Annotated in this window: 12 protein-coding genes; 11 read left to right on the top strand and 1 reads right to left on the bottom strand. The window is 58.5% G+C overall.

Translation table 11 applies throughout. The features are described from left to right. Positions 1–258 precede the first annotated feature (258 nt). Together ACQRAP_RS06450 and ACQRAP_RS06445 are read left to right on the top strand one after the other, a co-directional pair. The gene (locus tag ACQRAP_RS06450) at positions 259–1,713 is read left to right on the top strand and encodes a non-oxidative hydroxyarylic acid decarboxylases subunit C (protein WP_427727692.1); all 1,455 of its coding nucleotides are present in this window, start codon (positions 259–261) and stop codon (positions 1,711–1,713) included. A 91-nt stretch (positions 1,714–1,804) separates the two neighbouring features. After that, positions 1,805–2,011 (top strand): non-oxidative hydroxyarylic acid decarboxylases subunit D, encoded by a 207-nt coding sequence (locus tag ACQRAP_RS06445; RefSeq protein ID WP_427727694.1) that lies wholly within the window; start codon positions 1,805–1,807, stop codon positions 2,009–2,011. Positions 2,012–2,243: 232 nt separating this feature from the next. Here the strand turns inward: ACQRAP_RS06445 and ACQRAP_RS06440 are convergent, their stop codons facing one another. After that, positions 2,244–3,128 carry a LysR family transcriptional regulator gene (locus ACQRAP_RS06440; RefSeq protein ID WP_427727696.1) on the bottom strand — a complete coding sequence of 295 codons (885 nt, stop codon included), beginning with the start codon at positions 3,126–3,128 and terminating at the stop codon, positions 2,244–2,246. Positions 3,129–3,359: 231 nt separating this feature from the next. Here ACQRAP_RS06440 and ACQRAP_RS06435 point away from each other — a divergent pair, with 231 nt between their 5' ends. The 9 genes from ACQRAP_RS06435 to ACQRAP_RS06395 all read left to right on the top strand — a co-directional run bounded on the left by ACQRAP_RS06435 (position 3,360) and on the right by ACQRAP_RS06395 (position 14,559). Next, positions 3,360–4,817 (top strand): non-oxidative hydroxyarylic acid decarboxylases subunit C, encoded by a 1,458-nt coding sequence (locus tag ACQRAP_RS06435; RefSeq protein ID WP_427727698.1) that lies wholly within the window; start codon positions 3,360–3,362, stop codon positions 4,815–4,817. A gap of 47 nt (positions 4,818–4,864) precedes the next feature. Further along, a complete protein-coding gene (locus ACQRAP_RS06430) occupies positions 4,865–5,071 on the top strand; it encodes a non-oxidative hydroxyarylic acid decarboxylases subunit D (protein WP_427727700.1) in 207 nt (68 codons plus the stop codon). 161 nt (positions 5,072–5,232) lie between these two features. Further along, a complete protein-coding gene (locus tag ACQRAP_RS06425; RefSeq protein WP_427727701.1) occupies positions 5,233–6,687 on the top strand; it encodes an SLC13 family permease in 1,455 nt (484 codons plus the stop codon). A 180-nt stretch (positions 6,688–6,867) separates the two neighbouring features. After that, complete coding sequence (locus ACQRAP_RS06420; RefSeq protein ID WP_427727703.1) at positions 6,868–7,833, top strand: isopentenyl-diphosphate Delta-isomerase; 966 nt, start codon at positions 6,868–6,870, stop codon at positions 7,831–7,833. An 18-nt stretch (positions 7,834–7,851) separates the two neighbouring features. Beyond that, on the top strand, positions 7,852–8,172 hold the full coding sequence (locus ACQRAP_RS06415; RefSeq protein WP_427727705.1) for a hypothetical protein: 321 nt from the start codon (positions 7,852–7,854) through the stop codon (positions 8,170–8,172). A 266-nt stretch (positions 8,173–8,438) separates the two neighbouring features. Next, positions 8,439–9,917 (top strand): UbiD family decarboxylase, encoded by a 1,479-nt coding sequence (locus ACQRAP_RS06410; RefSeq protein WP_138377663.1) that lies wholly within the window; start codon positions 8,439–8,441, stop codon positions 9,915–9,917. A 435-nt stretch (positions 9,918–10,352) separates the two neighbouring features. Continuing rightward, a complete protein-coding gene (locus tag ACQRAP_RS06405) occupies positions 10,353–11,210 on the top strand; it encodes a MerR family transcriptional regulator (RefSeq protein WP_427795182.1) in 858 nt (285 codons plus the stop codon). 202 nt (positions 11,211–11,412) lie between these two features. Next, entirely contained in the window at positions 11,413–12,864 is a 1,452-nt protein-coding gene (locus tag ACQRAP_RS06400) for an SLC13 family permease (RefSeq protein ID WP_427727709.1), read from the top strand. Positions 12,865–13,080: 216 nt separating this feature from the next. Continuing rightward, a complete protein-coding gene (locus ACQRAP_RS06395; protein ID WP_427727711.1) occupies positions 13,081–14,559 on the top strand; it encodes a UbiD family decarboxylase in 1,479 nt (492 codons plus the stop codon). Positions 14,560–14,792: the final 233 nt, after the last annotated feature.

The raw sequence follows: 14,792 nt of genomic DNA, 5'->3' as shown, positions 1-14,792 counted from the left end.
ACAAAATGATATGGATAGGAAATGGGGCGGTTATTCCATCCGGCACATTTGCCAGTGTATTTGAGCACCACATTACTCGGTTGACATGGCGTTTATGCGGACCTTTTCCCATTTAATATGAAAATAGGGAATAATCAAATCCCCGTTCCTGCGTTATTCCAAAGCGGAAAAACAGTCTGCATTAACGGAATAGAAACATTGACGGACGCGATCGATACTGGAGCCAAGTTAACCGGAAGTTCTCGGAAAGGAGCTTTCATGTCAAACAAGGTGTACCAGGATCTTCGTTCCTTCCTCGCCGTGCTCGAGGAGGAGGGCCAGCTCGTCCATGTGACCGATGAGGTTCTCCCCGAGCCGGATATCGGTTCCGCCGGTCGCGCCGCCAGCCGTATGAACAACGGCCCCGCGGTCATGTTCGACAACATCAAGGGCTATGGCCCCGGCCATTCCGTCGTCACCAACGTCCACGGCTCTTGGGCCAACCACGCCCTCATGATGGGCATGGACAAGAACACGTCTACCAAGGACCAGTTCCTCGAGCTCAACCGCCGCTGGGACCTGTTCCCCGTCAAGCCTAATGTGGTCGCCCACGATGACGCCCCCTGCAAGGAGAACGTCATTGACGGCGCCGAGAACGTCAACCTGTTCGACCTCCTGCCGCTCTATCGCATCAACGAACAGGACGGCGGCATGTTCATCGGCAAGGCGTCCATCATCACCGGTGACCCTTCCGACCCGGATAACTTCGACAAGATGAACGTCGGCACCTATCGCATTCAGGTCAAGGGTGCCAACCGCATCGGCATGCAGTGCCTGGCCATGCACGATATCGCCAAGCAGCTTGCCGAGGCCGAGAAGAAGAACGAGAAGTTCCCCATCTGCGTTACGCTCGGCAACGCCCCGCTGGTCACCTTCATGGCCTCCACGCCCGTCGGCTACACCCAGAACGAATATGAGTTCGTCGGCGCCCTCAACGGTGGCGTCCCCGCTGACATCGTCAAGTCCGATCTGTACGACCACCTGTATGTTCCCGCCGGCTCCGAGGTTGTCCTCGAGGGCTACATCGACCCGCGCGTCCGTACTTGCGAGGGGCCGTTCGGCGAGTTCCCCGGCTCCTACTCCGGTTGCCGCGCTCAGTGCGAGGCCGTCATCACGCATGTGACCTATCGCACCAACCCGATCTTCGAGAACATCTACCTGGGCATGCCCTGGACCGAGATCGACTTCCTCATGGCACTCAACACCTCCGTGCCTATCTATAAGCAGCTGCATGACGAGGGCTTCCCCGAGGTCGTTTCCGTCAACGCCATGTACACCCACGGCTTCACCGAGATCATCTCCATCAAGCCTCGCTACGGTGGCCATGCAACGGGCGCTGCCTTCAAGCTGCTCTCCACGCCGCACGCTATGCCGTACTGCCACAACGTCATCCTCGTCGACGACTACGTTGACCCGTTCGACCTCAACCAGGTTATGTGGGCCCTTTCGACCCGCGTGCGCCCGGACAAGGACGTCAAGGTCATCCCCAACTGCGCCGGCATGCCGCTCAACCCGTCCGAGGAAGTCGCTGGTATGACTGCCAAGCTCATCATCGACGCTACCACGCCGGTCGATCCCGAGCCGCTCACCCGTTCGGTCGAGCTCCTGAAGGATCCCGCCAAGACCGCTGAATACGCCAAGATCATCGCCGATCTGATGGCTGCTAAGCAGTAAGCGTCCCTCTCTCTGCCGTAACTGGGCGCGTGGATTTTGCGCGCCCATGGGCGGCAGCTTGGTAAACCACGTCCCAAAGGAGGATAAAACCATGAAGTGCCCGCGTTGCGAACATGACCAGATTTCAACGATCGCCAAGTCGCCTATCGAAGGCGTTTGGGAAGTCTATCAGTGCGATCGCTGCTTCTATTCCTGGCGCTCGACCGAGACCCCTCACGTCGACGACGTGTTTAAGCTGGATGCCGACAAGATTGCCAAGCTTCAGGTAATTCCGCCGGTTCCGCCGCTGGAGGTCTAAAGACCAAGGGGTCGCACCTCATCCGAGGCTGAGGTGATGGGTAAATCAGGCATACCCATCGTTTCGGCAAGCGGTATCGGGCCGCGAGGGCATACGCTCTCGCGGCCTTTTTGTGTATGGAGGGGTGCATGTATCGAGCGTTATGCGCAACGATATCCCGGCCTTGCGGCATCCGTTGAACAAGATGAAACGCTCGGTTTGAAAGAGTGTCCCGGAACTATTTAATTTGGTCCTACTCGTTATAGCTCGTGCAAACGAAGTCGACGAATTCCATGGCTGTTCTGCTAAGGGAGACCTCGGGCAGCCAGGCAAAGCCGACGGTTGTCTCGATGGGCTCTTCAAACGGGACGCAGACGATATCGCTCGCATGGATGGGCGTGGCCATGCCGCGCGGCATGACGGTGGTGCCCATATTGCGCTGCACGGCCTTGAGCAGCATCCAGTGGCGCGAATGCGTGAGCGGAACATCGGGGTAGAACCCGTGCTCCTTGCAGGCGTTGATGAATACCTGGGAAAGATCGCTTCGCTCGGTGGGAAGGATGAACTGCTCGTTTCGCAGGGATTCAAGATCGATGCTCTTGCGATGCGCCAGGGGGTTGTGCTTGTTGAATACGACAACAAGCTCGTCGGTCAAGATCTTGCGCGTCGAGAACTGTGAGCGATCGAGCATGTCGAAGCGGACGATGGCAAGGTCGAGCTTGTTGCGTTGCAGCGCGTAGACAAGGTCCTCCTGGCTGCGCTCGGAGAATTCAATCTGTACCCCAGGTTTTTTGGACCAAAACGAGCAGAGGGTATCGCTGATGCCGTAGTCCTCCACAAACGGCAGGGAGCCAAAGCGGATGAATGCTTTGGTACGCCCCTTGCAAGCCTCGATGTGCGCCAGCGTGCTTTGAAGTTCCGGAAGCGCATGGCGCGCGTAGTAGTAAAACTCCCAGCCCGCCTGGGTGAGCTCGACGCCGGTGCTCGTCTTTTTGAAGAGCGGGGTGCCGATTTCTGCTTCGAGCTGCTTCATCTGCTTGGATAGCGCCGATTGCGAGGTATAGAGTTTCTCGGCCGCTGCCGTGAACTGCTTTTGAGAGGCCACGCATAGGAACGCTTCGATTTTCTTGAAGTCCATACTGCCTCCGTTTGCAACGAGCGGTTTTTGCACAATTCCATGATAGGGGGCGCAAGCCGCTCGATTTCTTCCACTTTAGACAGTCGCTATTCCAAATTGTGCATAACAGACCTGTGAGGACAGGGGTTATGCCTAATCCGGAATAGCGGTAGAACAACGACGAATTTATCAGGCTCTTCCATCGCGTTTATATAAGAGGCAACGCAAACCCTCATAGATGGGAGAGTACACATGACCAAGGTTTATCAAGATTTGCGTTCGTTCCTCGACACGCTTGAGGAGGAGGGGCAGCTTCTGCACGTTACCGACGAGGTACTGCCTGAGCCCGGCGTGTCTTCTGCTTGCCGCGCTGCCGCCCGTATGCAAAACGGCCCCGCTGTGATGTTCGACAACATCGCGGGCTATCCCGAGGGTACACGCATTGTCACCAACGTCCATGGTTCTTGGGCAAACCACGCCCTCATGATGGGCATGGATAAGAACACCCCCACCAAGGAGCAGTTCTTCGAGCTCAACCGCCGTTGGGACACCTATCCCGTGGAGCCCAAGATCCTTTCTCGCGATGAGGCTCCCTGCAAGGAGAACACGCTCGATGCCGCCTCTGGTGACGAGATCGATCTGTTCCACCTGCTGCCGCTCTATCGCATCAACGACCAGGATGCAGGCTGCTACTTCTCCAAGTTCGCGCTGGTCTCTGCCGATCCGGACGATCCGGATAACTTCAACAAGATGAACGTGGGCACCTACCGTATCCAGATCAAGGACAAGGACACTCTGGGCATCCAGGTTATCCCGTCTCACGATATGGCCGTTCACCTCAAGAAGTGCGAGGCTCGCAACGAGCCGCTGCATATCGCCATCGCCCTGGGCAATGCCCCGCTTGTCACCTTTATGGCCTCCACGCCCATTGGACACGAGCAGAACGAGTACGAGTTCGTGGGCGCCTTGAACGACGGCGTGCCTGCCGAGATCGTCCGTGCCGATACCGATGAGCACCTCTTCGTTCCCGCTGGTTCCGAGGTCATTCTCGAGGGCTACATCGAGCCTCGCGTCCGTAAGATTGAGGGCCCGTTTGGCGAGTTCACCGGTTCCGTCTCCGGCGCCCGCCGTCAGCTTGAGGCAAAGATCACGCATGTGACCTATCGCACTAACCCCATCTTCGAGAGCCTCTATATCGGTATGCCTTGGACCGAGTGCGATTACCTGGTTGCCCTTAACACCTCGGTGCCGCTGTTCAAGCAGATCCAGAAGGATATGCCCGAGGTCGTGGCGGTCAACGCCATGTACACCCACGGCATGACTGAGATCATCTCCATGAAGCCCCGCTATGGTGGCCAGGCGGCAACGGCGGCATTCCGCATCATGAGCACTCCGCACGGCGCTCAGTACGCGCACAACGTGATTATCGTCGATGACTTTGTGGACCCGTTCGATCTCAACCAGGTTATGTGGGCGCTTTCCACCCGCGTGCGTCCGGACAAGGACGTCAAGGTTATCCCCAACTGCCCGGGCATGACGCTCAATCCTACCGAGGAGATCCCCGGCATCACCGCAAAGCTTGTCATCGATGCTACGACGCCTATCGATCCTGAGCCGGTTACGCGCGAGGTCGAGATGCTCGGTGACCCCGCCGAGACGGCCGATTACGCCAAGCTGCTCGCCGAGCTGTGGGCCGCTAAGAACAAGTAAGCCTGCCGCTTGACCCTGATGAAATCACCCTAAAGGAGGACTAGCACATGAAGTGCCCGCGTTGCGATAGCGAAACCATCAAGACCATCTCGACCAGCCCCGTTCCGGGCGTCTGGGAGTATTACGGCTGCACTACCTGCCAGTATTCGTGGCGTTCCACGGAGCATCCCGTGGTTCACGACCGCTTTAAGATCAAGCCCGAGGACATCGATAAGCTGCCCATCATGCCTCCCATTCCGCCGCTAGAGAAGTAATCGGGCAGAGTCGCCTTTTTAAGATCTAAGGCCGATTCCCCAATCGCCCCCTTATAAACGTCGGCCGCCGGCATTGGTTGGCGGCCGGCTTTGAAGCCGAGGCGGCAATACCCTGCCAAATCGATGCGTTCGTACAAAAAGAAGAAAGAAGGTGAACCCATATGGCAGAGGCTGTGAAAAACAAGTACCTCACAAAGCGCTATATCGGTTTTTTCGTGGCAATTGCAGTGTTCCTGCTCATCAAATTCGTGCTGCCGCTCGACAGCCTGGGGTCTACTGCTTTGAGTGAGGGCGGAAAGAACTGCTTGGCGCTCTCACTTGCCGCGGTCGTGATGTGGGCATGTGGCGTTGCACAGCCCGGTTATACCGGCATCCTGTATTGCGCCCTACTCGTGTTGTTCCAGGTTGTTCCCGACGAAACGGGTGCCCCCAGCATGGCGGCAACCGTTGCATCTGCGTTTGGTGGCTGGACTAAGGGCACCATGTGGATCGTTGTCGGTGCGTATCTGGTGGCCGGTGCTGTTAAGGATTCCGGCCTGGGCGAGCGCATCGCATATGCGTTCATGCTCAAGTTCGTGAAGAACGTAAAGTCGCTGATCATCTCGATCTTCGCCCTGACGTTTGTTCTCTCCCTGCTCATTCCGCACCCCTTCCCGCGTTGCTTCCTCATCTTGGCGGTCGTTTCGGTTATCGCTAAGTCCGCTGGCTACAACGACGAAGATCGCGGCAAGCTCGGATTCATCATTTTCGCCGCTGCTATTCCGTGCTCCATGTTCTTTATGACCGGTGATTCCACCCTCAACCCGCTTGTTGCCTCCTATGGCGCTAACGGCGGCGCCTCCATTGGCTTTGTTGAGTGGTTTACCTACATGAGCGTCCCGATGGTCGTTGCTACGCTCATTGTTATGACCATCTGCCTGGTGCTGTTCAAGCCCTCCAAGGAGCTTGTCTACGATCGCGAGAAAGTTCTTGCCAAGCAGGCCGCTCTCGGCAAGCTCACCGAGCGCGAGATCCGCACCCTGGTGTGGCTCGTCAACGCCATCGCCCTGTGGCTCACGGTCTCCGGCGACTACCTGGCTTGGGTCACCCTGGTCATCGGCGTCCTCATGGCCATGCCCGTTATCGGCGAGGTCCTGACTCCGGCTTCGTGGTCTGCGGTCGACGTCAAGACCCTCATGTTCCTGACGGCGGCTATGGCAATCGGCACCGTGGGTGGCGCCACCGGCATGAACGCCTGGATCGCCGACGTCGTGCTCCCCAGCACGGCCCCCACGAACCCCTTCCTGTTCGCGCTGCTCGTCTGCGCCATCACGATGGTCATCCATATGTTCATGGGCTCCGTCATGGCCGGCCTGGGCATCTGCGTGCCCGCGTTCCTCACTTTTGTTCAGGGTACGAGCGTGACTCCGCTGGCGGTTGCTCTTATCGTCTACACCGCAATCAACCTCCACTACATCTTGCCCTTCCATAACCTGGCTATCCTCGTTGGCGAGGGCAAGGACGCCGGTGGCTACACCTCCAAAGAGGCCACCAAGATGGGTATTCCCATGACACTGTTTACCTTTGTTGTGGTGCTTGTCGAGGCGGCATGGTTTGGCGCCATGGGCATTATGTAAGCGCCTGACATAATAAGAGAACTACTCTCTTTTCCCAGCCGGACGGTATGCCTGATGCCGTCCGGCTTTTATATGCCGGACCCGAGACGAGAGGCGCCGTTCGCAGAAGGTGACCTTGAACGTATAGCAGGTATATAGTCGAAATTGATAGCAGATAAAGCGCATCGGAAAGGACATGCCATGAAAGAGGCTCCCAAAAGCAAGATGCACACTGCGAATGTTCGCGTGGGCGAGGGTAAGTTTGCGCTGGAGGCCGTGGTAACGGTCACGCCGCGCGGCATCATCGTCTATGCGTGCTCGCCCGAGTATGCCCATCTGGGGTCCACGGCGCAGGCTATTCCGCGCCCCGAGCCGGGAAGAACCGCCACGGTGAGCATCCTGTCGGTGCCCTGTCATCGCGACGAGATTCCGGCGCACGACATCTGTGCGGCGCTCGCCACCGAATTCAAGATGCCCTGTACCTGCTCCACGGGCTTTCATGTGGAGCATGCGAGCAAGGATGACCTGCAGACCGTGCTTGACACGACGGCGGAGCTCATCGATGCCCTTAAGAAGCACGTTGCTCGCGTGATGCGCGCAACGTGGGACGAGGCCGACGAAGTGCTTGCCGTGCATGAGGACGGCAGCGTGATCGGTCCCGTGGACCGCATAAAGGCCCATGCGGGAGAGGGCGTCTTGCACCAGGCGTTCGAGACGTTTTTGGTGGAGGGTACGGGCGATGACGCCCGTCTGCTGCTGTGTCGCCGCAGTGCGCTCAAGCGCCTATGGGGAGGCGTGCTTTCCGATAGCTGTGCTGGCCATCCCGAAGTGGGGGAGGAGCTGGCGGCAGGGGCCGCGCGTCGCTTGCAGGAAGAGTGCGGCCTGACGTCTGAGCAGGCTCCGCTCAACCAGCTGGGGCACATCGTGTACCGCGAGGACCACGGTGACGGCAACTGCGAGTGCGAATGGTGCGCCGTCTTTGCCGCGCATGTCGATGCGGGTGCCCTGCGCGTAAACGAGCAGGAGATTTCCGAGGTGCGTCCTGTGCGCCTGGGCGAGATCGACGCCTATCTCGCGGGGCATCCCGAGCCGCTTGCCCCTTGGACGCGCTTGGCACTTGAGGATGCGGATATTCGCGCGAAGCTTGTCGAGCTTTGCCAGGAATAGAGAAGGGAAGGTCCGTCCATGAAGCTTTCGTTCGATCATTCGGGTGTGCCCGTTTCGGAGAAGCGTGAGGGCATGCGCAACGCGGAACCCATGAAGCTGTGGGTTTCCAATCCCGCCGATTCTCCCGATAGGGTCGAGTACCTCTATTTTGAGGAGGGGTCGCCTGCTCCCGAGATCATGAAGACGCACTATCATGTCGCATTTTTGACAGACGACCTCGACGAAGCCGCCGCTTGGTGCGACGAGGTCATCCTCGGTCCGTTTGAGGACACGCCGGAGCAAGATGTGATGTTCGCTCGCAAAGACGACGCTTTGATCGAGTTTTGCTGCAGGAAATAGCCTGCTCCTGCGATGGGCCTAGCCACAATGCTTTGTTATAGAGCGCGGTGCCGCAAGGTGCCGCGCTCTTTTGTATCGAGGCGCCGGGCTTTGACGCCAGCGTTGTACACGCCCTGTGAAATCGCCTTCTCAACGGTTTATTTTCGCAGGTGAACGGTGTTACTCGGCTCTTTTTCAGGTCACTGCTTGCACGTACAGCGACTATACGCTTCTACACTCCAATCAACGGACCACACGAGTGGTCACCTTTTGCATTGGAGGTAAACATGGCAAATAAGGTCACTGATTTCCGTAGCGCTGTTGAGCTTCTGGAGACCATCCCTGGTCAGCTGGTCACGACTGATGTCGAGGTCGAGCCCCGCGCCCAGCTCTCTGGTGTGTATCGTCATATCGGTGCGGGCGGCACCGTTATGCGTCCGACCAAAGAGGGCCCGGCGATGATCTTCAACAACGTGAAGGGCCATCCGGGCGCTCGCGTTGCCATCGGTATGCTCGCCAGCCGTACGCGCGTCGGCCATCTGCTCGATTGCGACCCCAGGCGCTTGGGCTTCCTGCTCAACGACGCTGTCAAGAACCCCATCCCCGTGCAGAACGTTGGGGCTGACGAGGCCGTTTGCCAGGAGGTCGTCTACAAGGCAGACGATCCCGATTTCGATATCCGCAAGCTCATCCCTGCTCCCACCAACACCGAAGAGGACGCCGGCCCCTACATCACCATGGGCATGTGCTACGCCTCCGACCCCGAGACGGGCGAGAGCGACGTGACGATTCACCGTCTGTGCCTGCAGAGCAAGGACGAGATCTCGATGTACTTCGTCCCTGGCGCTCGTCACCTCACCGTGTTCCGCGAGAAGGCCGAGAAGGCCGGCAAGCCGCTGCCCATCTCCATCTCCATCGGTGTCGATCCCGCAATCGAGATTGCAGCCTGCTTCGAGCCCCCCACTACGCCGCTCGGCTTCAACGAGCTCACCATCGCCGGCGCCATCCGCGGTGAGGGCGTCAAGATGGCCGACTGCCTGACCATCCCCGAGAAGTGCATCGCCAACGCCGAGTACGTCATCGAGGGCGAGCTACTTCCCGACGTTCGCGTTCGCGAGGACCAGCATTCCGAGTCCGGTAAGGCTATGCCCGAGTTCCCGGGCTACACCGGCGGCGCCCAGGCAGCACTTCCCATCATCAAGGTCAAGGCTGTCACCACGCGCAAGAACCCCATCATGCAGACGGTCATCGGCCCGTCCGAGGAGCATGTCTCCATGGCCGGTATCCCCACCGAGGCATCGATTCTCTCCATGGTCGACAAGGCTATGCCCGGCCGTGTGCAGAACGTCTACGCTGCTACCCCCGGCGGTGGCAAGTACATGGCCGTTATCCAGTTCAAGAAGCTCATTCCTTCTGACGAGGGCCGTCAGCGCCAGGCCGCACTCATCGCGTTCACCGCGTTCCCCGAGCTCAAGCACGTGTGGCTGGTCGACGAGGACGTCGATCCGTTCGACATCAAGGATGTCATCTGGGCTATGAACACCCGCTTCCAGGCCGATCACGACGTCATCACCATCCCGGGCGTTCGCTGCCATCCGCTGGATCCGTCGAACGATCCTACGTGCGACCCCTCCATTCGCGATCACGGCATCGCCTGCAAGACGATCTTCGACTGCACGGTGCCCTACGACCAGAAGCATCGCTTCCAGCGCTCCAAGTTCATGGATGTCGACGCCTCTCATTGGGTCCCGGGCTTCGAGGACTAATCCCCTTTTCTAGTCTCACGGCCTAGGATCTTGCCGGGTGCGCCTGTTTCCAGATTGTGCGGGCGCACCCGCTCATGTATGCTTTTTCGCGCTGGTGCTTTCCTTTGGTTCGAGCTGTCAAATGAACCCCCTGTGCCAGCCCTCATCTGAGAACCTGCAGACGGTCACTTTTTGGTGGCCGGATGCGGGTTCTTATGCATATGGAAGGGTGTATAGCTGCTTTACAGGCCGCTGCCTGAGAGGAGCATACCGCTCATCGAGAGCATGCGCCCGCGCATCACCATTCGCCCTATACTGACTCGTATACAAAAATACAACCCATCGCTGGTTAGCAATCGAGCGTGCCTGAAGCTCGTGCAAACGTCCAGCGCAGGCAGAGCGTCCGCGCGTCGCGCGCTGGGCGCCATCGATTCTATCTCGATGGGAATGATGAGCATGGCTCGAGCTGAGTCACATTGGTACTCAATCGGTGAGATGGCCTCCTTGTTTGGTCTTACTCGCCAAACCTTAATCTATTACGACAAGATCGGGCTGTTCTGCCCCGCGATGGTCAACGATGATGGCTATCGTTTCTATCTTCCAACGCAGATTCCTACGCTGCGCCTTATCTGTCTGCTTAAAGACTTAGGCATCAAGCTCAAGGAAATCGCGGACATCATCGATTCGCGCAATATTGCTGCTCTGATCGACTATCTCATGGCACGTAAAGCCGAGATAGGTCGTCGTATCGGCCAGCTTGATACGCAGCTCGAGCTTATCGACCAACGCATTAAGTACTACAAGTCGGTCGAGCGCTGGCGCGATGTGACCGATACGCCCATTCTCAAGCAATATGACGAGCGCCTTGCGGTGGCAGAGGAGTTTCCTCATCCCGATGTGACCCGCGAGGTGCTGCACCCCACGCTCATGCGCAGCATGAAAAAGCTTCGTGCGGTGGAGGACGGCGTGCCGGTAGACGGCTTTGGCACCATGCTTACCGAGGTGAAGGACGAGCGCGGCGACGAGGGCCAGTTCGTGTACCGCCCGGCAGCGACATTTACCGTTGTGCCTGCAGGCGTGGATTCTTCAAAGTTATCCGACGTGGTGATGCTGCCTAAGGGCCTCTATGCATGCATGAGCTACTGGGGCATGCCGTACCAGGGTTATGCCGCCGAGCGGCTCATGAAGTGGCTCAACGACCATAATTTCGAGCCTCTGGGTAATGCCTTCGACTTCTGCCTGCTCGATACCACGTCCTATAACGATATCCATCAACAGGACTTTTGTTGCATTCAAGTCATGGTCAAGTTCTAGAGCGAAATTCGCGTGGCGTGTAAAGGGAAACGTGCGCGCTGCACCACGCTAAACCGCTCATCGGTTGCTGAAAACCGTTCAGCGCACCGAGTTCATCAAATTTCTTGACTGTATTCCAACTACACAGCGCAACGTTTCAATCGTCGTGTACAAGCGCTCCTATCAGGTAGGGGGCGCATGACAAAGGAAGGAGGGTGAAGAAATGGCAGCTGCAAAGAATAAGTTTCTGACGAAGCGCTACATTGGTTTCTTCCTGGCGATCGTCGTCTTTCTGCTGATCAAGTTTGTTCTTCCCCTGGACAGCCTCGGTTCCGTTACTCTCTCTGAGGGTGGCAAGAACTGCCTGGCTCTCTCGCTCGGTGCCGTCGTGATGTGGGCGTGCGGTGTCGCACAGCCTGGTTACACGGGCATCCTCTACTGCGCCCTGCTGGTGCTCATGCAGGTCGTCCCCGACGCTGACGGCGTGCCGAGCATGGCCGCTACCGTCTCCGTCGCATTTGGCGCCTGGACCAAGGGCACCATGTGGATCGTTGTCGGTGCTTACCTCATCGCTGGTGCGGTGAAGGACTCCGGCCTCGGCCAGCGCATCGCTTATGCATTCATGCTCAAGTTCGTGAAGAGCGCCAAGTCGCTAATCCTCTCGATCTTCGCCCTGACGTTCGTTCTCGCGCTGCTCATTCCGCATCCCTTCCCCCGTGCGTTCCTGATCCTGGCCGTTGTCTCGGTTATCGCCGAGTCCGCTGGCTACGGTGAGGAAGACCGCGGCAAGCTCGGCTTCCTGATCTTCGCCGCCGCCGTGCCTTGCTCCATGTTCTTCATGACCGGTGACTCCACCCTCAACCCGCTCGTCGCTTCCTATGGCGCCAACGGCGGTGCCGCTATCGGCTTCGTTGACTGGTTCATCTACATGAGCGTCCCCATGGTTGTCGCAACCCTGTGCACCATCGTTCTCGCTCTTGCTCTCTTCAAGCCTTCCAAGGAGCTCGTATACGACCGCGAGGATGTTCTCGCTAAGCAGGCTGCTCTCGGCAAGCTTTCCGAGAAGGAGATCCGCACCATCGTGTGGCTCGTCATCGCCATCGCCCTGTGGCTCACCGTTTCCGGCGACTACCTGGCTTGGGTCACCCTGGTCATCGGCGTTCTCATGGCCATGCCCGTTATCGGCGAGGTTCTGACTCCCGCATCTTGGGGTTCCGTTGACATCAAGACCCTCATGTTCCTGACCGCCGCTATGGCAATCGGCTCCGTCGGTGGCGCCACCGGCATGAACGCCTGGATCGCCGACGTCGTGCTCCCCAGCACCGTTCCTACGAACCCTTATCTCTTCGCGCTGCTCGTCTGCGCTCTGACCATGGTCATCCACATGTTCATGGGCTCCGTCATGGCCGGCCTGGGCATCTGCGTGCCTGCGTTCCTCACCTTCATCCAGGGAACCAGCGTTTCGCCTATCGCCGTCGCGCTGATCGTCTTCACCGCTATCAACCTCCACTACATCCTGCCCTTCCATAACCTGGCCATCCTGGTCGGCGAGGGCAAGGACGCCGGTGGCTATACCTCCAAGGAAGCCATGAAGATGGGCATCCCCCTGACCGTGGTCACCTTCCTGGTGGTTCTTGTCGAGGCCTTCTGGTTCAGCACGCTGGGCCTGATGTAAGTCGAACCCGAGCGCGCTTGCCGCCCGACAGCTCGCGCAAGTATCGCTCGCACGGCACGACTTAAGACCTTCCTAAGCACTCTTCGCGTCGCGCCCTGCGCCTGCGGCCACCGAATGCCTGATAGGCCGATGTGGCCGGGCGCTCGCGAAGAGCCCGCAAGGGACCGTCTCAAAACCGTTTGCAGTTTCTCAGATGAGGAGAAAAAGGAGTTAAAAATGGCAAACAACGAGATTCATGATCTTCGCTCTGCACTTGAGTTCCTGAAGACCATGCCGGGTCAGTATCTTGAGACCGACACCGAGGTTGACCCCAAGGCCGAGGTTTCCGGTGTGTATCGCCACGTTGGCTCTGGTGGCACCGTCATGCGCCCGACCAAGGAAGGCCCCGCGATGGTCTTCAACAACGTCAAGGGCCATCCCGATGCGAAGGTCGCCATCGGCCTGCTCGCCAGCCGCAAGCGCGTTGCTGCCATGCTCGGCCTCGAGGAGGAGCACCTTGGCCTCGAGATGGGCAAGATGTTCGACAACCTCATCGCCCCCGAGATGATCGAGGACGGCAAGCACATCGATTGCCAGGAAGTCGTTCATAAGGCCACCGACCCCGACTTCGACCTGCACAAGCTGATTCCGGCGCCCACCAACACGCCCGTCGACGGCGGCCCCTACATCACCATGGGCCTCGCCATGGGCAACGACCCGGACAAGACCATGTCCGACGTCACCATCCATCGCTTCGCTATCGTCGACAAGACCAAGCTCACGATGTTCATCACCCCGGGCTCGCGTCACCTCGGTCACTTCTTCGACATGTACAAGGAGCGCGGCGAGGACATGCCGATCTCCATCCAGATCGGTCTCGACCCGGCCGTGTACATGGGCTGCGGCTTCGAGGCTCCCACCACGCCGCTCGGCTTCAACGAGCTGCAGATCGCCGGCGCCGTGCGCAACAAGCCGGTCGAGCTCGCCAAGTGCCTCACCATCGACCAGAAGTGCATCGCTAACGCCGAGTACGTCATCGAGGGCTACCTCTCCGCAACCGAGATGGTCAACGAGGACACCGCCGGCTACGGCTTTGCTATGCCCGAGTTCCCCGGCTACACCGGTGGCGCCAAGGTCTGCCCGGTCATCAACGTCACTGCTGTGACGACCCGCAAGAACCCCATCATGGAGTCCTGCATCGGGCCTTCGCACGAGCACGTCTCCATGGCCGGTATCCCCACCGAGGCTTCCATCTTCAACATGGTCAACAAGGCTATGCCGGGCCGTCTGCTTAACGTCCATGCCGCTCCCTGCGGCGGCGGCAAGTTCTGTGCCATCATGCAGTTCAAGAAGTCCGCTGCTTCCGATGAGGGCCGCCAGCGCAACGCTGCCATGCTCGCGTTCTCCGCGTTCGGCGAGCTCAAGGAGGTCTTCCTGGTCGATGAGGATGTCGATATCTTCGATATGAGCGACGTGATGTGGGCCATGACCACGCGTTTCCAGGCCGACGTCGACATCATCACGATCCCGGGCTGCCACTGCCACGTGCTTGATCCGTCAAACGACAACGCCGTGTCACCCAGTATCCGCGAGCACGGTATCGCGTGCAAGGTCATCTATGACTGCACCGTCCCGTTTGCGCTCAAGGACCGCTTCATCCGCTCCCAGTTCATGGAGATCGATGAGGAGAAGTGGGCTCCCGAGCTTAACATCTAAGCTAGGCACTCTCATACAGAAGGGCTGATTGCGCAGCTGCGCCCCCATATTTCGCACACTGCCGCTTAGAACGGGTCGGGTCATTAATCATGGCTCCGACCCGTTTCCATTTTGGACAGTCGTCCTTCCAAAACCGATTGTCTTTGCTGGTACAGGCAAAGGTAGGATTGATAAGGAAACTAGCTTTGCCTATATGGACAGCGTCATTTTATTCACTGGCTGAAAGGAACATC

Origin of the sequence: Collinsella sp. SGI.180 (assembly GCF_050313455.1) — a bacterium.
Taxonomy (GTDB): Bacteria; Actinomycetota; Coriobacteriia; order Coriobacteriales; family Coriobacteriaceae; genus Collinsella.
This window is presented reverse-complemented; position numbering and strand designations above follow the sequence as displayed.